This window comes from Zhihengliuella sp. ISTPL4 (assembly GCF_002848265.1).
In the GTDB taxonomy this organism is placed as follows: domain Bacteria; phylum Actinomycetota; class Actinomycetes; order Actinomycetales; family Microbacteriaceae; genus Microbacterium.
The window spans coordinates 2,608,452-2,630,594 of record NZ_CP025422.1 but is presented as its reverse complement, the minus strand read 5'-3'; the positions used below and the strand labels follow the sequence as shown (position 1 = coordinate 2,630,594).

At 67.9% G+C, this 22,143-nt stretch carries 22 protein-coding genes and 2 tRNA genes; 18 read left to right on the top strand and 6 right to left on the bottom strand.

Going from position 1 to position 22,143, the window contains the following annotated elements; all coding sequences use genetic code 11:
- Window positions 1-141: 141 nt before the first annotated feature.
- From dnaA to CYL12_RS12465, 12 genes are all read left to right on the top strand, one after another.
- A complete protein-coding gene (dnaA, locus tag CYL12_RS12520; protein WP_025102871.1) occupies window positions 142-1,533 on the top strand; it encodes a chromosomal replication initiator protein DnaA in 1,392 nt (463 codons plus the stop codon).
- 484 nt (window positions 1,534-2,017) lie between these two features.
- Window positions 2,018-3,160, top strand: coding sequence for a DNA polymerase III subunit beta (dnaN, locus tag CYL12_RS12515; protein ID WP_101848795.1), 1,143 nt, complete (start codon window positions 2,018-2,020; stop codon window positions 3,158-3,160).
- A gap of 52 nt (window positions 3,161-3,212) precedes the next feature.
- Entirely contained in the window at window positions 3,213-4,427 is a 1,215-nt protein-coding gene (recF, locus tag CYL12_RS12510) for a DNA replication/repair protein RecF (RefSeq protein WP_101847886.1), read from the top strand.
- Window positions 4,420-4,929, top strand: coding sequence for a DUF721 domain-containing protein (locus CYL12_RS12505; protein WP_101847885.1), 510 nt, complete (start codon window positions 4,420-4,422; stop codon window positions 4,927-4,929). The genes recF and CYL12_RS12505 overlap by 8 nt, the downstream gene beginning before the upstream one ends.
- A 118-nt stretch (window positions 4,930-5,047) precedes the next feature.
- Window positions 5,048-7,129 carry a DNA topoisomerase (ATP-hydrolyzing) subunit B gene (gene gyrB, locus CYL12_RS12500; protein ID WP_101847884.1) on the top strand — a complete coding sequence of 694 codons (2,082 nt, stop codon included), beginning with the start codon at window positions 5,048-5,050 and terminating at the stop codon, window positions 7,127-7,129.
- 72 nt (window positions 7,130-7,201) lie between these two features.
- On the top strand, window positions 7,202-9,757 hold the full coding sequence (gyrA, locus tag CYL12_RS12495) for a DNA gyrase subunit A (protein ID WP_101847883.1): 2,556 nt from the start codon (window positions 7,202-7,204) through the stop codon (window positions 9,755-9,757).
- Complete coding sequence (locus CYL12_RS12490; protein ID WP_025102877.1) at window positions 9,754-10,158, top strand: DUF3566 domain-containing protein; 405 nt, start codon at window positions 9,754-9,756, stop codon at window positions 10,156-10,158. The genes gyrA and CYL12_RS12490 overlap by 4 nt, the downstream gene beginning before the upstream one ends.
- Before the next feature lie 163 nt (window positions 10,159-10,321).
- Window positions 10,322-11,653, top strand: coding sequence for a sensor histidine kinase (locus tag CYL12_RS12485; RefSeq protein WP_101847882.1), 1,332 nt, complete (start codon window positions 10,322-10,324; stop codon window positions 11,651-11,653).
- Window positions 11,641-12,330, top strand: a complete 690-nt coding sequence (locus tag CYL12_RS12480) for a LuxR C-terminal-related transcriptional regulator (RefSeq protein ID WP_101847881.1) — start codon at window positions 11,641-11,643, stop codon at window positions 12,328-12,330. The genes CYL12_RS12485 and CYL12_RS12480 overlap by 13 nt, the downstream gene beginning before the upstream one ends.
- On the top strand, window positions 12,327-13,238 hold the full coding sequence (locus tag CYL12_RS12475) for a DUF4097 family beta strand repeat-containing protein (RefSeq protein ID WP_158297179.1): 912 nt from the start codon (window positions 12,327-12,329) through the stop codon (window positions 13,236-13,238). Before CYL12_RS12480 ends, CYL12_RS12475 begins: the two co-directional genes overlap by 4 nt.
- A gap of 85 nt (window positions 13,239-13,323) precedes the next feature.
- A tRNA-Ile gene (locus CYL12_RS12470) sits at window positions 13,324-13,397 on the top strand.
- A gap of 26 nt (window positions 13,398-13,423) precedes the next feature.
- A tRNA-Ala gene (locus CYL12_RS12465) sits at window positions 13,424-13,499 on the top strand.
- Between the two features lie 15 nt (window positions 13,500-13,514).
- Here CYL12_RS12465 and CYL12_RS12460 read toward each other — a convergent pair.
- Together CYL12_RS12460 and CYL12_RS12455 are read right to left on the bottom strand one after the other, a co-directional pair.
- Window positions 13,515-14,636, bottom strand: coding sequence for a M24 family metallopeptidase (locus CYL12_RS12460; protein ID WP_101848793.1), 1,122 nt, complete (start codon window positions 14,634-14,636; stop codon window positions 13,515-13,517).
- A gap of 50 nt (window positions 14,637-14,686) precedes the next feature.
- Entirely contained in the window at window positions 14,687-15,133 is a 447-nt protein-coding gene (locus CYL12_RS12455; protein WP_101847880.1) for a DUF1801 domain-containing protein, read from the bottom strand.
- Between the two features lie 137 nt (window positions 15,134-15,270).
- Here CYL12_RS12455 and CYL12_RS12450 point away from each other — a divergent pair, with 137 nt between their 5' ends.
- On the top strand, window positions 15,271-15,693 hold the full coding sequence (locus tag CYL12_RS12450) for an NUDIX hydrolase (protein ID WP_101847879.1): 423 nt from the start codon (window positions 15,271-15,273) through the stop codon (window positions 15,691-15,693).
- A 13-nt stretch (window positions 15,694-15,706) separates the two neighbouring features.
- On the opposite strand, the gene CYL12_RS12445 is transcribed toward CYL12_RS12450, so the two are convergent.
- Together CYL12_RS12445 and CYL12_RS12440 are read right to left on the bottom strand one after the other, a co-directional pair.
- Window positions 15,707-16,189 (bottom strand): aminoacyl-tRNA deacylase, encoded by a 483-nt coding sequence (locus CYL12_RS12445; RefSeq protein ID WP_232089133.1) that lies wholly within the window; start codon window positions 16,187-16,189, stop codon window positions 15,707-15,709.
- The gene (locus tag CYL12_RS12440; RefSeq protein ID WP_101847878.1) at window positions 16,186-16,683 is read right to left on the bottom strand and encodes a DNA helicase; all 498 of its coding nucleotides are present in this window, start codon (window positions 16,681-16,683) and stop codon (window positions 16,186-16,188) included. The genes CYL12_RS12445 and CYL12_RS12440 overlap by 4 nt, the downstream gene beginning before the upstream one ends.
- Window positions 16,684-16,829: 146 nt before the next feature.
- On the opposite strand from CYL12_RS12440, the gene CYL12_RS12435 reads away from it, so the two are divergent.
- Entirely contained in the window at window positions 16,830-17,387 is a 558-nt protein-coding gene (locus tag CYL12_RS12435) for a peptidylprolyl isomerase (protein WP_101847877.1), read from the top strand.
- Between the two features lie 21 nt (window positions 17,388-17,408).
- The gene (locus CYL12_RS12430) at window positions 17,409-18,302 is read left to right on the top strand and encodes a rhomboid family intramembrane serine protease (protein WP_101847876.1); all 894 of its coding nucleotides are present in this window, start codon (window positions 17,409-17,411) and stop codon (window positions 18,300-18,302) included.
- 150 nt (window positions 18,303-18,452) lie between these two features.
- Here CYL12_RS12430 and CYL12_RS12425 read toward each other — a convergent pair whose 3' ends face one another.
- Window positions 18,453-18,692, bottom strand: a complete 240-nt coding sequence (locus tag CYL12_RS12425) for a cell division protein CrgA (protein WP_025102888.1) — start codon at window positions 18,690-18,692, stop codon at window positions 18,453-18,455.
- Between the two features lie 102 nt (window positions 18,693-18,794).
- Here CYL12_RS12425 and CYL12_RS12420 point away from each other — a divergent pair, with 102 nt between their 5' ends.
- The 3 genes from CYL12_RS12420 to CYL12_RS12415 are packed head-to-tail and all read left to right on the top strand — an operon-like array spanning window position 18,795 to window position 20,399.
- Window positions 18,795-19,589, top strand: coding sequence for a class E sortase (locus CYL12_RS12420; RefSeq protein ID WP_101847875.1), 795 nt, complete (start codon window positions 18,795-18,797; stop codon window positions 19,587-19,589).
- Between the two features lie 25 nt (window positions 19,590-19,614).
- Window positions 19,615-19,770, top strand: coding sequence for a hypothetical protein (locus tag CYL12_RS17330; RefSeq protein ID WP_199399118.1), 156 nt, complete (start codon window positions 19,615-19,617; stop codon window positions 19,768-19,770).
- Window positions 19,767-20,399: an anthranilate synthase component II gene (locus tag CYL12_RS12415; protein ID WP_101847874.1), complete on the top strand. Its 633-nt coding sequence runs from the start codon at window positions 19,767-19,769 to the stop codon at window positions 20,397-20,399. The genes CYL12_RS17330 and CYL12_RS12415 overlap by 4 nt, the downstream gene beginning before the upstream one ends.
- An 18-nt stretch (window positions 20,400-20,417) precedes the next feature.
- Here CYL12_RS12415 and pknB read toward each other — a convergent pair whose 3' ends face one another.
- Window positions 20,418-22,109 carry a Stk1 family PASTA domain-containing Ser/Thr kinase gene (gene pknB, locus CYL12_RS12410; RefSeq protein ID WP_101847873.1) on the bottom strand — a complete coding sequence of 564 codons (1,692 nt, stop codon included), beginning with the start codon at window positions 22,107-22,109 and terminating at the stop codon, window positions 20,418-20,420.
- Window positions 22,110-22,143: the final 34 nt, after the last annotated feature.

The following is a 22,143-nucleotide window of genomic DNA, read 5'->3' as shown; positions in this document are numbered from 1 at the left end:
GTCCGGACGACCCACCCGACACAGGGCTTGATTCTCTGCGGCAGGTTGCCGTTCCGGACGGCGATGACTAGCGTGGGCATCCGTAGTTATCCACAGGGCAGCCTCTCCCGCGCTCCCTTCCCGAACATCGTCCGGAGCACCATGTCCTCACCAGCCCAGCCCGAAGTCCCGATCTGGACCACGGTGCAGGAGCTGCTGGAAGCCGACGACCGGGTCACCCCCCAGCTCCAGGGGTTCCTGAGTCTCGCGGTACCGGCCGGCGTGATGTCGGCGACGCTCTACCTCGAGGTGCCGAACGACCTCACCGCGGCTCAGATCAACAAGCGCCTCCGGCTGCCCATCATGGAGGCCCTCGCGCACATCGGCGAGGAGGTCACCTCGTACCGGGTCGTCGTGAACCACGAACTGGCTGAGCAGCCCACCGCCCCCATCGCCGTGGCGGACTTCGGTCGGCAGGAACCGGTGCGCGCCGAGTCCCCGATGGAGCAGCCCGCGGCCGTGCGCCACGAGTCGCGCCTCAACCCGAAGTACACCTTCGACAACTTCGTGATCGGCCAGTCCAACCGGTTCGCCCATGCCGCGGCGGTCGCGGTGGCCGAAGCGCCGGCCAAGGCCTACAACCCGCTCTTCATCTACGGCGACTCCGGACTGGGCAAGACCCACCTCCTCCACGCCATCGGCGACTACGCGCAGTCCCTCTACGCCGGGGTCAAGGTGCGCTACGTCTCCAGTGAGGAGTTCACGAACGACTTCATCAACTCGATCGCCAACAACCGCGGCGCCGCGTTCCAGGCCCGGTACCGCGATGTGGACATCCTCCTCATCGACGACATCCAGTTCCTCCAGGGGCGCGCGGAGACGCAGGAGGCGTTCTTCCACACGTTCAACACCCTGCACGATCACAACAAGCAGGTCGTGATCACGAGCGATGTCGCGCCGAAGCACCTGACCGGCTTCGAGGACCGCATGCGCAGCCGCTTCGAGTGGGGCCTCATCACCGACGTGCAGGCACCCGACCTCGAGACCCGCATCGCGATCCTGCGCAAGAAGGCGCAGAGCGAAGCCCTCCACATCCCCGACGAGGTGCTCGAGTACATCGCCACGGTGGTGTCCTCGAACATCCGCGAACTCGAGGGCGCCCTCATCCGGGTCTCGGCGTTCGCGAGCCTGAACCGCTCGGCCCTCGACATCTCCCTCGCCCAGACCGTGCTGCGGGACATCATCGACACGGCCGAGGACAACATCATCTCGCCGACCGACATCATCACGGCGACCGCACAGTACTTCAAGCTCACCGTCGACGATCTCTACGGCTCCAGCCGCTCCCAGCAGATCGCCACCGCCCGGCAGATCGCCATGTACCTCTGCCGTGAGCGCACCAGCCTCTCCCTCCCGAAGATCGGGCAGCTCTTCGGCAACCGGGACCACACGACGGTCATGTACGCCTACAAGAAGATCAGCGAGCTCATGAAGGAGCGCCGCTCGATCTACAACCAGGTCACGGAGATCACCACGCAGCTCGGTCGTCGCTGACGCGCCACAGCAGCGAAGGGACGCCGCATCCGACACCGGACGGCGTCCCTTCGGCGTGTGACAGGGCTTCCGACCGTCCGATAGATGCGTCTATGCACATGTGGATAACTTGTGGATGACCGTGGAACGCGCCGAAGCAGATGTGTGTCGATCGGGGAAACCTGTGGATAACCGCGGGACGGTCGAATCGCGATGGACCCTCATCCACCCGCGGATTCCTCAGGGTCTCCACAAGTGACAAGTGTGTAGTTCCCTACTCGCGCTTGCTTTCCACCGACTTATCCACAGTATCCACAGGTGTTAACACCGTTAAGGAGTTAAGTCATTCAGGGTGCGATCCGATCACCAGACGGTGGGGAGAACCGTCGGCGGCATGACAAGTGCTCCGGCGTAGGGAACCGCAGGACTGTGGGGCTAGCATGGGATTCCCTGCATTGGCAGGACCCGACGACGACCCGTCATGTTCGACGACAAGGGAGCACCCGTGAGGTTTCAGGTCAACCGCGATGTCTTCAGCGAGGCTGTGTCCTTCGTCGTCAAGCTTCTCCCGCAGCGCAATCCTCAGCCGATCCTCGCCGGCGTCCTGATCGAAGCCGACGGTTCCGGGCTCACGCTCTCGGCCTTCGACTATGAAGCTTCCGCGCGGACGACCATCGAGGCGACGGTCGAGACATCCGGCACGATCCTCGTCCACGGACGGCTGCTCTCCGACATCGCGAGCCGCCTGCCGAACGCTCCGATCGAGATCGCGGTCGAGGATGACGGCGGTATCGCCGTGACCTGCGGCTCGGCGCGCTTCACCCTCGCGGCCATGCCGGTCGAGGAATACCCGTCGATTCCCGAGGTCTCCGGATCCTCCGGCGTCGTCCCAGCCGACGAGTTCGGCACCGCGATCGCCCAGGTCGGCTTCGCCGCATCCCGTGACGACGTGACCCCGGTGCTCACCGGCGTGCAGCTCGAGGTGACGGGTCAGACCCTCAGCCTCGTGGCGACCGACCGCTATCGCGTCTCGCTCCGCGACGTGCCGTGGGACGGCGAGGCCGTCGAGGCCACCGCACTGGTCCCCGCCCGCACCCTCGTGGAGGTCGGCAAGACCTTCGGCCACGCCGGCACGATCCAGATCGCCTTCTCGGGTGCCGGGGATCGCGAGATCATCGCGTTCACGGCCGGCAACAAGACCGTGACGTCGCTGCTCATCAAGGGCAACTTCCCCCCGGTCCGCCGCCTCTTCCCGGAGCAGACCGACCACTACGCGGTCGTCAACACCGCGGACCTCATCGAGGCCGTCCGCCGTGTGTCGCTCGTGCTGGATCGTGCGGCGCCGTTGCGCTTCACGTTCTCGACCGACAGCGTCACGATGGACGCCTCGGGCAGCGAGCACGCCCGCGCCTCCGAGTCGGTCGACGCGATCCTCTCGGGTGGCGACGAGGTGACGCTGGGCCTCAACCCCCAGTACCTCATCGAGGCCCTCGGCGCGGTGAAGAGCGAGTTCGTGCGGGTGACCTTCACCTCCAGCGACAACGCCAACAAGCTGAGCCCGGTCCTCATCACGAGCCAGACCTCGGTCGACCAGGCCGGTCTGGACTCGTTCAAGTACCTCCTCCAGCCCAACCTCCTCCTGCGCTGAGTACCGCCTCGGGTCCCGAGGGAGTGTCCGACCCGGAAGGTAGGCTGGCTCCGTGATTGTGGAGCACCTCAGCCTGGTCGATTTCCGCAATTATGCGACCGCGGAGCTCACGCTGCACCGCGGACCGAACGTCCTCGTCGGGCGGAACGGCCAGGGCAAGACCAATCTCGCCGAGGCGGTCGTGTTCCTCGCGACTCTCGGGTCGCATCGCGTGTCGTCCGATGCCCCGATGGTGCGGGACGGCCAGGACTTCGCCGTCATCCGAGCACGGCTCTCGCACGGTGAGCGGCGGGTGCTCGTCGAGGTGCAGCTCAACCGACAGGGATCGAACAAGGCCAGGATCAACGGTTCGCCCTCGAAGACCAACGAGCTTCCTCGCTATGCGCATGTCGTGTTGTTCGCGCCGGAAGACCTGCAGATCGTGCGCGGCGACCCCTCCGCCCGCCGGCGGTTCGCCGACCAGCTCCTCATCCAGCGCACTCCCCGCCTGGCCGCGGTACTCGGTGACTACGACCGGGTGCTCAAGCAGCGCAACGCCCTGCTGAAGTCGGCGCGGGCACGGGGTGTCCGCGGTGAGGCGCTGAGCACGCTCGACGTCTGGGACGACAAGCTCGTCTCCCTCGGCTCGGAGATCATCACCGCACGGCAGCGGCTCGCCACCGATCTGCAGCAGCCGGTCGCGGATGCCTACGCGGCGATCGCCGGCGCCGACCACCGGCCGCGGCTCGACTGGGCGCTGTCGGTCGCGGGCAGCGACCCGGAAGACGATGAGGACCGCGATGCCGCAGACGGCGCCGCCTCCGCTGCTGACCTGCGCGGTGATGCCCGCCGGATCTCGGAGATGTTCCGCGCCTCCCTCGCCGCGAAGCGGTCCAACGAACTCGACCGGGGCCTCACCCTCACGGGCCCGCACCGGGACGACCTGGTGCTGCGGGTCCGCGACCTCCCGGTGAAGGGCTACGCCTCGCACGGCGAGTCCTGGTCTGTCGCGCTCGCGCTCCGTCTCGCGTCGGCCGAGCTGCTGCGCAGCGAATCCCCGGCCGGCGACCCGGTGCTCATCCTCGACGACGTCTTCGCCGAGCTCGACGCCGATCGACGTCAACGCCTCGCGAGCCTCACCGCGGGCTATGAGCAGGTGGTGGTGACCGCGGCGGTGGAGGAGGATATCCCCGACGTACTCCATGCCCACGTCGTCCGCATCGCAGCGGGCACCATCACGGACGAGCGCGGCCGGTCGCAGGAAGAGGAGGGTGCGCAGGATGACTGATGTCGTCGCCGACACCGCGGCTCCGGCGGAGGCTCCGGAAACCGTCGCCACCTACCTGCGGCTGCGCGGGCTCAAACCGAGCGCCAAGAATTGGAAGCGCAAGCGACGGATCTCCGTCGACGACGACAACGCGCCGTTCACTCCCGGACGCGATCCGGGCACCCTCGGCGCGGTCCTCGACACCCTCACCCGCGAGTCGGGCTGGGAGACGACGCTCGCGCGGGAGGACCTCGTCCGGCAGTGGGCCGACCTCGCCGGAGCCGACACCGCGAAGCACTCGGAGCCGGTGTCGCTCGAGCGGGGACTGCTCACCGTGAAGTGCGATTCGACGGCGTGGGCGAAGAACCTGCAGTTCATGCGTGCGACCATCCTCACGGAGATCGGACGTCGGTATCCGGAGGCCGGGGTGGAGAACCTCCGGTTCATCGGACCGGACGTCCCCTCGTGGAAATGGGGTCCCAGAGCCGTTCCAGGGCGGGGCCCGCGCGATACCTACGGGTAGGGCACCATGCAAGGGGTCCGAAACGCTCAGAGGGCCACACGCGGCCGTTGAGCGGCATTTCGACTCGAAACCCGGCTAGAATGGGAGTTCGAGATATCGATCTGGAGAATGCCCTCTGATGACGCCTGAATCCCCTGCTGACGAGACGGAACCGAACAACGACGCTTCGTCGGGCTCACAGGCCGGAGAATCGGCGGCACCCGCACCGAAGAAGCAGCAGCCCGGTGAGTACGGCGCCGACTCGATCCAGATCCTCGAAGGACTCGAGGCCGTGCGCAAGCGCCCCGGCATGTACATCGGTTCGACCGGCCCCCGGGGGCTGCACCACCTCGTCTACGAGATCGTCGACAACTCCGTCGATGAGGCGCTGGCCGGCTACGCCGACACGATCCTCGTCACCCTCCTCGCCGACGGCGGCGTGCGTGTCGTCGACAACGGCCGCGGCATCCCCGTCGACCCGCACTCCTCCGATCCGTCGAAGTCCACCGTCGAGGTCGTCCTGACGATCCTGCACGCCGGTGGCAAGTTCGGTGGCGGCGCCTACGCCGTCTCCGGCGGTCTGCACGGAGTCGGTTCCTCGGTCGTGAACGCTCTGTCGACGCGGTTCGACGTGGAGGTCAAGCAGAAGGGCTTCGTCTGGCGGCACAGCTTCGCCGGCGGCGGCGTCCCGCAGCAGAAGCTCGAGAAGGGCGAGACTACCGAGGAGACCGGGACGAGCATCACGTTCTGGCCGGACGCGGAGATCTTCCAGGAGACCGTCGAGTTCGACTACGACACGCTCCGCACCCGGTTCCAGCAGATGGCGTTCCTCAACAAGGGGCTGCGCATCGAGCTGTCCGACGAGCGTCCGGAGTCCGCGTACGAGACCGAGGAAGACGGCCAGGCAGTCACCAAGCAGCCGAGCGACGTGTTCTTCTACGAGCGCGGTCTCGTCGACTACGTCGAGTACCTGAACAAGGTGCGTCATGCCGAGGTCGTGAACGAGGAGATCATCGCGTTCGAGTCGGAGGACACGGCGCGCAAGATCTCGCTCGAGGTCGCGATGCAGTGGACGACGTCCTACACGGAGAACGTGTTCACCTACGCGAACACGATCAACACCCACGAGGGCGGCACGCACGAGGAGGGCTTCCGGGCGGCGCTCACCACCCTCGTCAACCGCTACGCCCGTGCGAACAACCTCCTCAAGGAGAAGGACGACAACCTCTCCGGCGACGACGTGCGTGAGGGGCTGACCGCCGTCATCTCGATCAAGCTCGGCGAGCCCCAGTTCGAGGGTCAGACCAAGACCAAGCTCGGCAACACCGAGGCGAAGGCCTTCGTGCAGAAGGTCGTCGGCGATCAGCTCGGCGACTGGTTCGACCGCAACCCGACCCAGGCGAAGAACGTCATCCGCAAGGCGATCGACGCGGCGACGGCACGCCTCGCCGCCCGCAAGGCGCGCGAGACCGCGCGTCGCAAGAGCGTCTTCGAGTCCGCGGCCATGCCGGACAAGCTCAAGGACTGCACGAGCAAGGACCCGTCGATCAGCGAGATCTTCCTCGTCGAGGGGGACTCGGCCGGCGGCTCGGCGGTGCAGGGTCGCGACCCGCACACGCAGGCGATCCTGGCGCTGCGCGGCAAGATCCTCAACGTCGAGCGCGCGCGTCTCGACAAGGCGCTCGGCAACAAGGAAGTCCAGGCGATGATCCAGGCCTTCGGCACGGGCATCGGCGAGGAGTTCGACATCGAGAAGGCGCGGTATCACAAGATCGTGCTGATGGCCGATGCCGACGTCGACGGCCAGCACATCACCACCCTGCTGCTCACGCTCCTGTTCCGCTACATGCGCGGACTCATCGAGGCCGGCTTCGTGTACCTCGCGATGCCGCCGCTCTACCGCCTCAAGTGGTCGAACGCGGCGCACGAGTACGTGTTCAGCGACGCCGAGCGCGACGCGCTGCTCGCCTACGGGCTGGAGAACGGCAAGCGGATCCCGAAGGACGCCGGCATCCAGCGCTACAAGGGTCTCGGCGAGATGAACGCCAAGGAACTCTGGGAGACCACGATGGACCACACCACGCGGACGCTCCGTCAGGTGACCATCGAGGACGCCGCCGCCGCGGACGAGATCTTCAGCGTGCTGATGGGCGAGGACGTGGAGTCGCGCCGGAGCTTCATCCAGCGCAACGCCAAGGACGTCCGCTTCCTCGACATCTGATGACCACGGGTCCCTGCGCTCGTCGAAGGGGACCCGGATGCTTCGACAAGCTCAGCCAACCAGGAAAGACACATGACTGACGAAGAACGCCCCGACATCACCGAGGGCCACGAGCACGGCAAGATCGACCAGGTCGATCTGCAGTCGGAGATGCAGCGCAGCTATCTCGACTACGCCATGGCGGTCATCGTCGGCCGTGCTCTCCCCGACGTGCGCGACGGTCTCAAGCCGGTGCACCGGCGCGTGATCTACGGCATGTACGACGGCGGCTTCCGTCCCGACAAGTCGTTCTCGAAGTGCGCGCGCGTCGTCGGCGAGGTCATGGGCCAGTACCACCCGCACGGCGACTCGGCGATCTACGACGCCCTCGTCCGTCTCGTGCAGCCGTGGTCGCTGCGGTACCCGCTCGCTCTCGGTCAGGGGAACTTCGGGTCCCCCGGCAACATGGGAGCGGCGGCGCCTCGGTACACCGAGACGAAGATGGCTCCGCTCGCGCTGGAGATGGTGCGCGACATCGAAGAGGACACGGTCGACTTCGCCGACAACTACGACGGCCAGACCCAGGAGCCGACGGTCCTGCCGTCCCGCTTCCCGAACCTGCTCGTCAACGGCTCGGTCGGCATCGCGGTCGGCATGGCGACCAACATCCCGCCGCACAACCTGCGCGAGGTCTCCGACGCCGCGCTCTGGGCACTGGACAACCCGGACCTCCCCCGCGAGCAGCTTCTCGACGGCCTCATCCAGCGCATCCCGGGACCGGACTTCCCGACTGGCGCGCAGATCCTGGGCACGAAGGGCATCCACGAGGCGTACCGGACCGGCCGCGGCTCGATCACGATGCGCGCGGTCGTCAACGTCGAGGAGATCCAGGGCCGAACCTGCCTGGTCATCACCGAGCTGCCGTACCAGGTGAACCCGGACAACGTCGCCGTCAAGATCGGCGACCTCGCGCGTGACGGCAAGATCACGGGGATCGCCGACATCCGCGACGAGTCCTCGGACCGCACGGGTCAGCGCCTCGTCGTCGTGCTCAAGCGGGACGCGGTGGCGAAGGTCGTGCTGAACAACCTCTACAAGCACACGCAGCTTCAGGAGAATTTCGGCGCGAACATGCTCGCGATCGTCGACGGGGTCCCGCGGACCCTTGCGATCGACGGCTTCATCTCGAACTGGATCGCCCACCAGATCGACGTCATCGTGCGGCGGACGCAGTTCCGCCTGAACGAGGCCGAGAAGCGCATGCACATCCTGCGCGGCTATCTGAAGGCGCTCGACGCGCTCGACGAGGTCATCGCGCTCATCCGCCGGTCCCAGACGACGCAGGATGCGAACGAGGGTCTGCAGAAGCTGCTCGACATCGACGAGATCCAGGCCGATGCGATTCTGCAGATGCAGCTCCGTCGTCTCGCGGCTCTGGAGCGCCAGAAGATCATCGATCAGGCGAACGAGCTCGAGGCGCTCATCGCGGACTACAAGGCGATCCTCGCCGACGAGGGCCGCCAGCGGACCATCATCCGCGAGGAGCTGACCGCCATCGTCGACAAGTTCGGCGACGAGCGGCGCACGCACATCCTGCACGGCTTCGACGGCGACGTCTCGATGGAAGACCTCATCGCCGAGGAGGAGATGGTCGTCACCGTCACGCGCGAGGGCTACATCAAGCGCACGCGCAGCGACAACTACCGCTCTCAGCACCGCGGCGGCAAGGGAGTGAAGGGCGCCCAGCTCCGCGCGGACGACATCGTCGAGCACTTCTTCGTCACGACGACCCACCACTGGCTGCTGTTCTTCACCGACAAGGGCCGCGTCTACCGCGCGAAGACCTATGAGGTGCCGGAGGCCGGGCGGGACGCGAAGGGCACGCACGTCGCGAACCTCCTCGCGCTGCAGCCCGACGAGAGCATCGCCCAGGTCCTCGACATCCGTGACTACGCGGTTGCCGACTACCTCGTCCTCGCGACGCGCGACGGTCTGGTCAAGAAGACCCGCCTGGACAACTACGACACGAACCGTCAGGGCGGTGTGATCGCGATCCGGCTGAACGACGAGGACGAGCTCGTCAGCGCGCTGCTCGTCAACGCTGAGGACGACATCCTCCTCATCAGCCGCAAGGGGATGTCCGTGCGTTTCCAGGCGACCGACGAAGCGCTGCGCCCGATGGGTCGCGCCACCGCCGGTGTGAAGGGCATGAAGTTCCGCGAGGGCGACAGCCTGCTGTCCGCCTCGGTCGCCGCACCCGGCAAGTACGTGTTCGTGGTCACCGACGGCGGCTACGCCAAGCGCACTGCCGTCGAGGAATACCGCGTCCAGGGACGCGGCGGATACGGCATCAAGGTCGCCAAGTTGAACGACGATCGGGGCACTCTCGCGGGCGGTCTGATCGTCTCCGAGGACGACGAGGTCTTGGTGGTTCTGTCCAGCGGCAAGGTGGTACGCTCTGCCGTGGCCGAGGTCCCCGCCAAGGGTCGCGACACCATGGGAGTGGTGTTCGCCCGCACGACGGAGGCCGACCGCATCCTCGCCATCGCCCGGAACGGCGAGCGTGGTCTCACCGAAGAGGAGACCGAGGCGGATGCCGACGGCGAGGCCCCCCAGACGACTGAGACACCCGAGGATACAGACGCATGAGCACAGTGGCCGACAAGCTGGCGAAGAAGTCGACACGCAAGACCGGCGGCAAGCAGGTCCGACTCCGGCTCGTCTACGTCGACTTCTGGTCCGCGGTGAAGCTCTCGTTCCTCGGTGCCGTCGCGCTGGCCGTCGTGACGATGGTGTCGTTCTTCCTGATCTTCCTCGTGCTCCAGGCCACCGGCATCATGTCCACCGCCGACGAGTTCGTTCGCAGCTTCACCGACGGCGCCATCCCGCTGTCGGAGCTCGTGGGTCTGCCGCAGGTCATGGCGTTCGCCGCCGTGGTCGCGATCCTCAACCTCATCGTCTTCACGGTGCTCGGCGCCGTGGTCGCCGGCATCTACAACCTGGCGGTGAAGGTCACCGGCGGGCTGCTCGTCGGCTTCATGTCGAACTGAACCGAGACCCCGTCTTTCCGCCGAGACCCCGGCCTGCACACCGATGCAGGCCGGGGTCTCGGCGATCGGGCGGGGTTTCGGCGGGTGAGGGTAGGGATAACCCGAACGGGAGTGTCCGGCTGACTCGGTGGGCGGCGCCACGCGGCGGCCCTACCGTGGAAGCATGACCACACAGACTGCGACCCCGGACACCGCCTCCGCGGTGAAGCCGCCGTTGCGCATCCCGCTCACGATCCTGCATCTCGCCGGCGTCGGCGTGCTGGGCGGAGCCCTCTTCGGAATGCTCGGCGGACTCCTCGGCACGGGACTCGGCCTCCTCTTCGTCTTCGGCATCGGGATCGTCGTCCTCGTCGGGCTCGTGTACGCCCTGTTCGGCGTCGGCTGGTTCGAGATCGCTCGGGTCGCGGGGCTGTATCGGGTACCGAACACCCCGCTGCGGCTGCAGCCGCGCGACCGCCCCGGCTTCGGCGGCTGGCTCCGGGCCCTCGGTCGACAGGCGATCGACGGACGGATGTGGCGCGCGGTCGCGAACTTCGCGATCACGGCGGTCCTCGGCTTCGTCGTGCTCCGGCTGTTCTGGGCGCTCCTCTGGTCGATCATCATCGCTTTCGCGCCGCTGACGCCTGCCGAGACGATCGTCGGACCGTTCGGCGGCGGACAGATCCCGGTCTCGTGGGCGCCGCTGATCGGCATCCTCGGTGCCCTGGTCTCGGCCGCCGGTATCGTCGGTCTCGCCCTCCTGGGCCGCACACTCGCTCTCGCGATCGTCGCCCGCGCACGAGAGGTGGAACTCACCGCCCGCGTGCAGGCTTCAACGGCCCAGCGTGAGGGTGCCGTCCGCGCCGCCGACGTCGAGCGCACGCGGATCGAGCGTGATCTGCACGACGGCGTCCAGCCCCGGCTCGTCTCCGTCGGGATGACCCTCGGCCTCGCTCAGCAGAAGATCGACACCGACCCGGACGCGGCGAAGGAGCTCATCTCCGAGGCACACACCTCCACGAAGGCCGCGATCACCGAGCTGCGGCAGCTCGCCCGCGGGATACACGTCTCCGTGCTCGACGACCGTGGGTTGGACGCCGCGTTGTCGGCGCTGGCCAGCCGCTCCCCCATCCCCGTGCAGCTCGATGTGCGGATGGACCCTTCGACAAGCTCAGGGACCCAGGGCGGCGGCTCAGGGACCCAGGGCGGCGGCTCAGGGACTCAGCGGCCGGGCCGGGACGCGGAGGCGGCGGTGTACTTCTCCATCGCGGAATCGCTCACGAACGCGGCGAAGCACTCCCGGGCCAGTGAGGCACGGGTCACCGTCCGGGTCCGCGAGGGCAACACGCTCTGGGCGCGGGTCGAGGACAACGGCATGGGCGGAGCCCAGGTCATCCCGGGCGGGGGCCTCGACGGCATCGCCAACCGGATCCTCGCCGCGGGCGGCACGTTCCGACTCGACAGCCCCCAGGGCGGGCCGACCAGCCTGGAGGTGAACGTGCCATGCGCATCCTGATCTGCGAGGACTCCGTCCTCCTCCGCGAGGGCCTCGTCCGACTGCTCGAGGACGCCGGCCACGAGGTGGTCGCCGCGCTCACCGACACCACCGGACTCCGCGAAGCCGTGACGTCCATGACGCCGGATCTCTGCATTCTCGATGTGCGGCTCCCGCCGACGTTCACGGACGAGGGCATCCGGGCGGCGCTCGACCTCCGGACGGTGCATCCGTCGCTGGCGATCCTCGTGCTGTCCCAGTACGTGGAGGAGCGTTACGCCTCCGACCTCATCGCCGCGCAGGGCGGACCGCTCGGTTACCTGCTGAAGGACCGGGTGGCCGATGTCGCCGAGTTCATCGATTCGGTGCAGCGCATCGCCGACGGCGCCACGGTGCTCGATCCGGAGGTCGTGGCACAGCTGCTGACCCGCCGCAACCGGGATGACCGCATGATGCGGCTCACGGAGCGGGAGCGCACCGTCCTCGCCCTCGTCGCGGAAGGCAAGTCGAACCAGGCGATCGCCGGCCTCCTCTTCCTCTCGGAGGCGAGCGTCGAGAAGCACATCACCTCCATCTTCCAGAAGCTGGGCTTCGAGCAGGACGAATCCGGCAACCGCCGGGTCCTCGCTGCGCTCGCCCACCTCGAGAACTCGGGCGGCACGACGCCGTCGAACGGCCAGACAGGAGCCTCACGATGACCACCGAGAACAGCGGAGCAGAGGGCGGGCACACGCCGATCACTCCCCCGCCCCCGCAGACGACCAGCCCCTCCGCTCCGACACCGAGTGGTCCGGAACCCGGACGGTCCCCCGGAGCCACCGCGGTCATGATCGTCACCGCCGTCGTCGGAGGCATCGCGCTCCTCGGCGCGGGCGGGACGGCGGCCGTGGCCGCGACGGGGAACATCCTCTCGTCCAGCCGGCCGGACTCCGTGCAGACCCTGGACGTCGACGGCCTCGAGGCCATCGACCTCGACGCCGATGCGAGCATGGTGCGAGTCGTCTTCGCGGACGTCGATGCGGCGGAACTCTCCGTGACGAACGGCCGGGAGTCCGCATGGACCTTCGAGCGCGAAGCCGACGAGCTGGTCGTCCGGAGCCCGCGGCCGGCCTTCGGCTGGTGGTTCGGCAACTGGTTCGGCGATGAGGAGCGCGTCGTCCTCACCCTCCCCGAGGAGCTGGGAGGCGCCCGTCTCGACGCGAGCTTCACGCTCGACGCCGGATCCCTCGACGTGGCCGGCGAGTTCCACGCCCTGGAGGTGCAGGTCAACGCCGGTTCCCTCGACGTCTCGGGGGCTGCCGAGAGCTTCGACGTGCAGATGAATGCCGGACGGGCGGACGTCCTCCTCGACGGCGTCGACCAGGCGGACCTCGGCATCGCTGCGGGCGACCTGTCCGTCGAACTGACCGGCGACGCGCCGACGGCGACCACCATCGACGTGAGCGCCGGGTCGCTGAACCTGACCCTCCCCGCGGTGGAATACCGGATCACGCAGGACGTCAACGCCGGGTCCTTCGATGCGACCGTGGACGAGTCCTCCAGCGCACGCCGGACCATCGACGTGTCGCTGGCCGCGGGCAGCGTGAACATCGATCCGGGCCGGTGAGCCGGTCGAGGGCGGGGATCCGGACGGGATCCTCGCCCTCGATTCGGTTTTTCGCGGAAACTCCGGTAAAGTTCTGGAGGTTGACGGGGCTATAGCTCAGGCGGTTAGAGCGCTTCACTGATAATGAAGAGGTCCCAGGTTCAAGTCCTGGTAGCCCCACCCTTTCAATTCAAGAATTCCCTCACGGGGCCTTAGCTCAGTTGGTAGAGCGCCTGCTTTGCAAGCAGGATGTCAGGAGTTCGAATCTCCTAGGCTCCACCATCCTTCCCCCTCACCTCATCGGTCCGTCGCCGTGAGCTCATGCGGTGCCGTGTTCAGGCGCTCGACACCGTCCGCGGTCACGACCACGATGTCCTCGATACGGGCGCCCCACTCCCCGGCGAAGTAGATGCCCGGTTCGATGCTGAATGCCATGCCCTCGCGCAGCACGAGGTCGTTGCCGGGCGCGATGTAGGGCTCCTCGTGCACCGAGACACCGATGCCGTGGCCGGTACGGTGCAGGAACGCCTCACCCAGTCCGGCCTCCGCCAGGACCGAGCGAGCCGCCGCGTCGACCTCCGCGGCGGTGACTCCTGGTCGCACCGCATCGACCGCCGCCTGCTGCGCGCGCACGAGCGTCGCGATGCGGTCCGCCGCCTCCTGAACGGGCGTGCCGACGACATAGGTCCTCGTGCTGTCCGAGTTGTAGCCGCTGGGCACGGCCCCGCCGATGTCGACCACCACGACGTCGCCCTCCTCGATCACCCGATCGGAGACCTCGTGGTGCGGATCGGCGCCGTTCGGACCAGAGCCGACGATGACGAACTCGACGGTCCGGTGACCCTCCGCCACGATCGCCTCGGCGATGTCCGCCGCGACCTCCCGCTCCGTGCGTCCCGCGCGCAGCCAGTCGGGCACACGGCGGTGCACGGCGTCGATCGCCGCGCCGGCGCGGCGCAGCTCGGCGATCTCGTCGGCGTCCTTGATCATCCGTCCCTCGCGGAGAACGGGCGTCGCGAGCTCCAGCCGCACCCCGAGCCTCTCCCCGATCGGCACGACGTGCAGGGCCGGGAGGGCGTCCGAGATGCCGACCCGGGAGACGGAGCCCGTCGCGGCGGCGACGAGCGCGTACGGGTCCTCGCCGTCCACCCAGTCCGCCACGGTGAGGCGCAGCTCGCCCACGGCCGTGCTGCGAACCTTCGCGAGTTCCATGCGCGGAACGACGAGCGCCGCGGCGCCCTGAGGCCGGATGACGAGCGCGGTGAGTCGCTCGATGGTGTCGCCCTCGACGCCGACGAGGTACTGGAGGTCGGGGCTGGGTCCGACGACGATCGCGTCGAAGCCGGCCGCTCGGGCGAGGTCCTGGGCGCGCTCGAGGCGGCGGGCGTATACGGCGGCGGCGAAGGGCGGGGTGTTCACAGGCACCACGCTAGTGGGAGAGACCCCGCCCCGTCCCGGCTCTCGCGGAATCAGCTGATCGCCTGGCGGATGCGATCCGCGAGGAACTCCAGGTCCTTCTCCGTGAGGTCGGTGACGGCATAGGCGGTCGGCCAGACGGTGCCGTCGTCGAGGTTCGAGATCGGCTCGAAGCCGAAGGTGCCGTAGCGGACCTTGAACTTGCTGGCCGGCTGGAAGAAGCACAGCACCTTCCCGTCGCGGCCCCACGCGGGCATGCCGTAGTACGTCCGCGGCACGAGCTCCGGCGCCACTTCGGAGACCAGCGCGTGCAGCTTCTCCGCGAGGGCCTTGTCCTCATCGGTGAGCTTGGCGACGGCTTCCATCAGGTCGGCCTCTCCCGCTGCCCGCAGCTCCTCGGGCGACTTCTTCGCTCGCGAGCGCCGGGTGCGGGCTTCTTTCGCGGCGGCCTGCATGGCCTCGCGTTCCTCGGCGGTGAAGTTCTTCTCGGTGTCGGCCATGATGATCCTCTCGTGCGGCCTCGTTGATGCTCTCAGCGTAGGGACGCCCGTCGGTCCCGTGCTTCTCGATTCGTGATCGATCTTCGAGCGCCGTCACGCGGCGGGGGACGGCACGATACCCGGATAGGGTGTCACCCATGGACCTGCGCGTCGCCGCATACGGGGTCGTCACCGATGAGGGTGGACGCCTCCTCCTGGCGCGCTGGACGGAGGGTCGCCGCGTGGCCTGGACCCTGCCGGGCGGTGGACTCGAGCCCGGAGAAGCACCCGAGGATGCCGTGCGCCGGGAGATCCGCGAGGAGACCGGTTACACGGTCCGGGTCGGCCAGCTCCTCGGTATCCACTCGCGCGTCATCCCCGCCGGGCGGCGGGTGCAGAAGTCGCCCGATCCTCTGCACACTCTCCGCATCGTCTACCGGGCGGAGGTCACGGGCGGGAGGCTCCGCTACGAGACGGACGGATCCACCGATCGAGCGGAGTGGTTCCCGCTCCCCGCGGTCGCCGGTCTGCAGCGGGTGCGGCTGGTGGACATCGCGCTGAGGATGGCCGGCATCCTCTGAGGTGCGATCGCGCTCAGCGCTCGTCGGGCACCGAGATGTCGGCGACGGTCGCGTCGTACGCGGCGATGAGGTCGTCGGCGTCGACGAACAGGCTGTACCCGTGGGTGCCGGCGCCCATCGCCACGCGCTGACCCACGATCGACGCGTCGGCGTAGACCGGCCAGTCGGTCGTGCTGCCGATCGGGACGATCGTCCCGCGCTCGTAGCCGGTCGCGGCGAGGGCCAGCTCCGGCTCGGGCAGGCGCAGCTTGTTCACGCCGACGAGGGCGCGCAGCTTGGGCCAGGAGATGGACCGTCCGCCGGGGACCAGAGCGAACAGGTACGTGTCGTCCGAACGTTTCACCACGAGGGTCTTCACGATGCCGGACGGCGGGATGCCGAGGATCTCGGCCGCCTCGACGAGGCTACGCGCCTGCGGCCGCTCGCGGATCTCGATGTCGAGTCCGCGGGCGGCCGCCGCATCCCTCACCCGCGCGTGCGGGTCGGGAGTGGTCACGCGTCGGGAGCCGACAGCGGGTCGTCGGCGACCCACAGCTCGTCATCGGCCCGCAGCGCCTGCCAGGCGGCGTACAGCACGCCGACCGCGGCCGCGGCGCCCAGGACGATGGCGATGACCGAGCCGAGACCTGGGCCCTTCTTCTGCGGGGTGGCCTTGCGCGCCTTGTAGGCCACACCGTGGCGCTTGGCGTTCGCGACGTCCCAGGCGGTCAGCGCCGTGCCGACGACGCCGCCGACGATCGGGACGACCTTGTCGTCCACGACGTGCTTGCCCATCTTCACGGAGCGGTCGACGACCGGCGCGACGCGACGGTTGTAGGTGTCCTGGACCACGGGGACGATCTGCTCCCGATTGAAGTTGCCGAGCTGGCGACCTGCCTCACGAGCGACGTCGGCAGCGTGGCCGACGAGCACCTGCTGGTCTTCCCACAGCTGGTTCGCGTCCTTCTGAAGACGACGAAGCTGCTTCTTCCGCTTGCGGCTGAGGCTCACGATGCTCTCCTGTCCATTGGAGTACGGGTTCCCCATCTTGCCACGAGAGGCTGGAAGCGGCGAGGGAATCGCCCGCCCCTTGCATCATCGGCCCCCGCGTTGTACACGCCCGGCCCGCTCACCGGAAGCTCTGCGAGAATGAACGCATGGTTCACGCTTCCCATGTCGCAACTCTGCACACCAACCACGGTGACATCGTCATCAACCTCTTCGGCGACCACGCCCCGAAGACCGTCAAGAACTTCGTCGGCCTCGCCGACGGCTCCCAGGAGTGGACGCACCCCGCCACCGGCAAGCCGGGCGAGGGTCCCCTCTACAAGGACGTCATCTTCCACCGCATCATCCCGAACTTCATGATCCAGGGTGGCGACCCGCTCGGCCAGGGCGTCGGCGGTCCCGGCTACAACTTCGACGACGAGATCAACAACGAGCTCAACTTCAACGAGCCCTACATCCTGGCGATGGCCAACGCGGGTCTCCGCCGCAACGCCATCACCGGCCGGGTCGAAGGCACGAACGGCTCGCAGTTCTTCATCACGACCGACCCGACCCCGTGGCTGCAGGGCAAGCACACGATCTTCGGCGAGGTCGCCGACGACGCATCGCGCAAGGTGGTCGACGCGATCTCCGCCGTTCCGACCGCAGCGGGCGACCGCCCGATCGAGCCCGTGGTGCTGCAGTCGATCGACATCGTCGCCGCCTGACGACAGCGACGGCCGATCCGGATGACGACGCCCGAGTTCACGAACAACCGTGAGAACTTCTGCTACCGGCATCCGGATCGGCAGAGCTTCGTGCTCTGTCAGCGGTGCCTTCGGACCATCTGCCCCGAGTGCCAGACACCGGCCCCGGTCGGCGTCATCTGCCCGGAGTGCATGAACGCCGAGCGCAAGAACCGCACCCCCGCCCAGAAGAAGGCCGCGCGACGGTGGCGCGGCGGCGGCGCCACGACGATGGGCACCGTGCGCAGCGGCAAGCCCGTCGTCACCTACGTGCTGCTGGCGATCACGTCGTTCATCGGCCTGGTGCAGCTCATCCCTGGGCTCAACGCACCGATCATCCAGGCCCTCGGGTTCTATGCGCCGTTCCTCTACCCGAATCTCTCGCTCCTGCCGTTCGAGCCCTGGCGCCTCCTGACCGCCCTTTTCGTGCACGGCGGATTCGTCCACCTCGCCCTCAACATGCTCGCGCTGTGGATGCTCGGGCAGAGTCTCGAACCCATGCTCGGCCGGGTGCGCTACCTCGCCCTCTACCTCATCAGCGGCCTGGGCGGATCGGTCATGGTCGCCCTCCTCGCGCCCACCACGTGGACGGTCGGCGCGTCGGGGGCCATCTTCGGTCTCCTCGCGTCTCTCCTGATCATCGGGCGCCATATCGGAGCGAACGTCACGGGCATCCTCGTGATCCTCGGCATCAACTTCGCTTTCGGATTCTTCGCCGGGGGGATCTCGTGGCAGGCCCACCTCGGCGGCGCGATCACGGGAGCTCTCGTGGCTCTCATCTTCGTGCGGACGAAGCGCCGCGATCAGCGGAAGTGGCAGATCGTCTGGCTCGCGGCTCTGGTGATCCTGTTGCTCGTCGTGGTCGCCCTGGTGCCGCCCGTCATCCTTTTGGCCTGATCCTGAGTTGTTAACAGGGTTGTCAACCCCTGTGAATAACATCGGTGTAATTCTCCCCAGTATGGGGATAACCTGTGGATAACTCGGGCCACCCTGCAGAGACGAAGAACCCCTCACCGCATGGTGAGGGGTTCTTGTCGTCGAGAGTGGTCAGCGCCAGCGTGTGGTCATCAGGAACCCGATGAGGGCGATGCCCAGGCCGATGGCGAGGTTCCAGTTGTCGAGCCCGGGGATCGGGAACTGCATGCCCGAGATGTAGAAGACGAGGATCCAGGCGAGGCCGAGGAGCATGAAGCCGATCATCACCGGCTTGAACCAGACGGCGTTGGGAGCGGCGTCGCCTTCGGCGCGCTCGACGGCGGGTTCTTCGGTCTTGCGGTCACGTGCCATGCCGTCATTGTACCCGGGAGACCTCGGCGCCGACGAGACGCGAAGGCATACGCGGGGGAGCCCGACCTCCGCTGCACAGGTGAGCCGGATAGGATCACGGCCATGACTGCATCTGTCGTGCCTGGGGGGCGACGCCGACGGCGGCAGCGACCACGGTCGCGGGCGACGTTCGCGAGCGTGCTCGGCGAACTCCTCGTGACCGCCGGGGTCGTCGTCCTGCTCTTCGTCGCGTGGCAGATGTGGATCGGCGACATCATCATCGCCGCGCAGAAGAACGAGGAGGGCGCCGCGATCTCGCAGCAGCTCGCGGCGGCGGAAGCGCCGGAGCCGCCTCCGCTCGTGGAGACCGAGGACGGCGAGACCGTCTATCAGGCGCCCGTCCCCCCAGCGCCCGCCGACGGCGAGTGGTTCGGCCAGATGCACATCCCGCGGTTCGGAGCCGACTACAACTTCGGGATCTTCGGCGGGACGAGTCGTGCGCGGACCCTCGACCAGAAGGGCATCGGGGTCTACACCCAATCGAAGATGCCCGGCGAGGTCGGGAACTTCTCGCTCGCCGGCCACCGGACCACCTGGGGAAAGCCCTTCAATCAGCTCGACAAGCTGCACGTGGGTGACGCGATCGTCGTGGAGACCCCCGACGGCTGGTACACCTATCGGTTCCGCACCCTGGAGTACGTGAAGCCGACCCAGACCGATGTCCTCGCCGACGTCCCCCAGATGCCGGAACAGCAGACCGGGGAGCAGTACATCACGCTGACGGCCTGCTCCCCGCTGTATTCGTTGGCCGAGCGCATCGTCGCCTACGGGGTGTTCGAGAGCTTCCAGCCGCGGGCCGAGGGACCACCGTCCGCGCTGACCGATCCCCCGCCGCCCCCCGCGGCTCCGTCCGTGTGACCCGCCCTCAGGAGAGAGAAGACCCATGTACGCCGCCCTCTGGCGCCTGCTGCCCGGTCCGTGGTGGCTGCGCGTCATCATCCTGCTCGTGGTGATCGCCGCGGTCCTCTACGCGCTCTTCTGGTACGTGTTCCCCTGGATCAGTCCGATCATCGCGCCGGGCGAGGTCGACGTCGAATGACGCGCGTGCTCGTCGTGGATAACCACGACAGCTTCGTGCACACCCTCGTCGGCTACCTGCACGAGCTCGGCGCGCAGACCGCCCTGGTGGAGTCGGACGCGACGGACGCCGCCGAGATCGAGAGGCAGCTGGGCGGGCATGACGCCCTCCTGCTCTCTCCGGGACCCGGAGCGCCGGCCGACGCCGGGGTCTCGGTGGCCGCGGCGCGCATCGCGATCCGTCGGGGGGTGCCGACCCTCGGCGTGTGTCTCGGCCATCAGGTCATCGGCGCCGCTCTCGGCACGGCCGTCCAGTCCGCACCGGAGGTGATGCACGGGATGATCTCGGCGGTGCGACACGACGGTTCCGCCCTGTTCGCCGGCATTCCTTCGCCCTTCGACGCCGGGCGCTATCACTCGCTCGCGCTGGCTGCGTCCGACCTTCCGGAGGAGCTCGCCATCACGGCCGTCGCGCCCGACGGCACCGTCATGGCGCTTGCGCACCGGACGCTGCCACTGCTCGGGGTGCAGTTCCACCCGGAGAGCGTGCTCACTCAGGGGGGATACCGGCTGCTGGCGAACTGGCTCGCGCTCTGTGGTGACGAGCAAGCCGTCGCTCGATCCGCGCACCTCGATCCGCTGGCGCGCTGAGCCGCGGGGCGTCTCGCGTCAGGATCCGGTGCAGTAGCGGAGTTCGACCGATGACCCGACGGGAACATCACCCGGCGCGATCGACATCGAGTGCACGGTCGCAGGATCCGTCGCCGGGCACTCCGGCGCCTCGATCGGCACAGGTGTGAGCCCCAGATCCTCGAGGGCCTGCGTGGCGGAGTCCATGGACCAGCCGACCACGTTGTTCAGCGTGACCTTCCCGCTGGCGACCTCGAGGTTCACGACGGTGCCAGGGGCGACCTCGGCGTCCGCCTCTTCACTCGCCGTGATCACCGTGTCAGCGGCGAGACCCTTGTCATTGCGCTGAGTCACCGTGCCGAGTTCGAGACCGGCGGCTTCCAGGGCGGTCGTCGCAGCGTCGAGGGACATCCCCTCGAGTTTCGGCACGACCACGGTCTCCTCGCCGGACGACACGTAGAGGGTGACGGTCGAGCCCTGCTCCACCGAGACGCCGCCCTCGGGGTCGGTGCGGATCACGTTGCCCTCGGCGATCGACGGACTGGATTGGATGATGATCTTGGAGGACAGGTCCAGTTCGGCCAGGTCGTCCTGTGCGCGCTCAGAGGCGACGTTCGTCAGGTCGGGGATCACGCGCGAGGTGCTGGGAACGTCAGCGGGACGCATGCTGATGGTCCAGACCCAGAACAACACCGAGGCCAGGAGGACGGCCAGCAGGGCGACGCCCGCCCAGATCCAGGCGACCGGTGGGCCGGACTGTGTGCGAGCCATCGTGGTGTCGGTGCTGAGCTGACGAAGCGATCGTGCGGTCTCCTGCGCCTGACGGGGATTCGGTCCGTAGAGTTCGCTGGTCAGCGCGCCGATCTGCTTGCGCGTGGGTGCAGCACCGGTCACGGCGCCGTCGAGGGCGGCGCGGAAGTGCGCGGCGTCCGGATAACGCTGGTACGGATCTTTCGCGAGGGCACGCAGCACGATCGGGTCGAGGGCCGCGGGCGATGCCTCGTTCACCTCGGACGGCGGAACGGGCGTCTCGCTGACGTGCTGGTAGGCGACGGCGACCGGCGACTCCCCGCGGAACGGCTGTCGCCCCGTGAGCAGTTCGTAGAGCACGACACCGGTGGAGTACAGGTCGGCGCGAGCATCGACGGGCTCGCCCTTCGCCTGCTCGGGTGAGAAGTACGCCGCGGTGCCGATGATCTGCGTGGTCTCGGCGACCGTGGAGGAGGAGTCGGACACCGCACGCGCGATGCCGAAGTCCATCACCTTCACCTGACCCTTGTCGGTGATCATGACGTTGCCCGGCTTGATGTCGCGGTGCACGACGCCCGCGCGATGCGAGTAATCCAGGGCCTCGAGGATGCCGTCGACGTAGCGCACCGCATCCTCGACGGGCACGGGGCCATCGGCGATGATCTTCTTGAGCAGAGTGCCCTTGACGAGCTCCATCACGATGTACGGCGGCTCGTCGGAGGAACTGTCCACTGTGGAGGGATCACCGGCGTCGTACACGCGGACGATGGACGGGTGGGACATGCGCGACGCCGACTGCGCCTCGAGCCGGAACCGCGTCCGGAAGCTCGTGTCGCGGGCGAGCTCGGGGTCGAGGATCTTGATCGCGACCTCGCGACCGAGGGTCAGGTCGTAGCCACGGTAGACCTTCGCCATTCCACCGTGCCCGATGAGCTCGTCGACGCGGTACCGGTCCGCGATGACTCGTGGCTCTGTGGACACGGATGAACCCCCTGGAAACGACTGCGGCTGGACT

Coding starts and splice junctions, on each gene's coding strand:
- dnaA (WP_025102871.1), top strand. CDS start 142: ATGTCCTCACCAGCCCAGCCCGAAGTCCCGATCTGGACCACGGTGCAG.
- CYL12_RS12505 (WP_101847885.1), top strand. CDS start 4,420: ATGACTGATGTCGTCGCCGACACCGCGGCTCCGGCGGAGGCTCCGGAA.
- gyrB (WP_101847884.1), top strand. CDS start 5,048: ATGACGCCTGAATCCCCTGCTGACGAGACGGAACCGAACAACGACGCT.
- gyrA (WP_101847883.1), top strand. CDS start 7,202: ATGACTGACGAAGAACGCCCCGACATCACCGAGGGCCACGAGCACGGC.
- CYL12_RS12490 (WP_025102877.1), top strand. CDS start 9,754: ATGAGCACAGTGGCCGACAAGCTGGCGAAGAAGTCGACACGCAAGACC.
- CYL12_RS12485 (WP_101847882.1), top strand. CDS start 10,322: ATGACCACACAGACTGCGACCCCGGACACCGCCTCCGCGGTGAAGCCG.
- CYL12_RS12480 (WP_101847881.1), top strand. CDS start 11,641: ATGCGCATCCTGATCTGCGAGGACTCCGTCCTCCTCCGCGAGGGCCTC.
- CYL12_RS12475 (WP_158297179.1), top strand. CDS start 12,327: ATGACCACCGAGAACAGCGGAGCAGAGGGCGGGCACACGCCGATCACT.
- CYL12_RS12455 (WP_101847880.1), bottom strand. CDS start 15,133: ATGGCCGACACCGAGAAGAACTTCACCGCCGAGGAACGCGAGGCCATG.
- CYL12_RS12450 (WP_101847879.1), top strand. CDS start 15,271: ATGGACCTGCGCGTCGCCGCATACGGGGTCGTCACCGATGAGGGTGGA.
- CYL12_RS12435 (WP_101847877.1), top strand. CDS start 16,830: ATGGTTCACGCTTCCCATGTCGCAACTCTGCACACCAACCACGGTGAC.
- CYL12_RS12430 (WP_101847876.1), top strand. CDS start 17,409: ATGACGACGCCCGAGTTCACGAACAACCGTGAGAACTTCTGCTACCGG.
- CYL12_RS12425 (WP_025102888.1), bottom strand. CDS start 18,692: ATGGCACGTGACCGCAAGACCGAAGAACCCGCCGTCGAGCGCGCCGAA.
- CYL12_RS12420 (WP_101847875.1), top strand. CDS start 18,795: ATGACTGCATCTGTCGTGCCTGGGGGGCGACGCCGACGGCGGCAGCGA.
- CYL12_RS17330 (WP_199399118.1), top strand. CDS start 19,615: ATGTACGCCGCCCTCTGGCGCCTGCTGCCCGGTCCGTGGTGGCTGCGC.
- CYL12_RS12415 (WP_101847874.1), top strand. CDS start 19,767: ATGACGCGCGTGCTCGTCGTGGATAACCACGACAGCTTCGTGCACACC.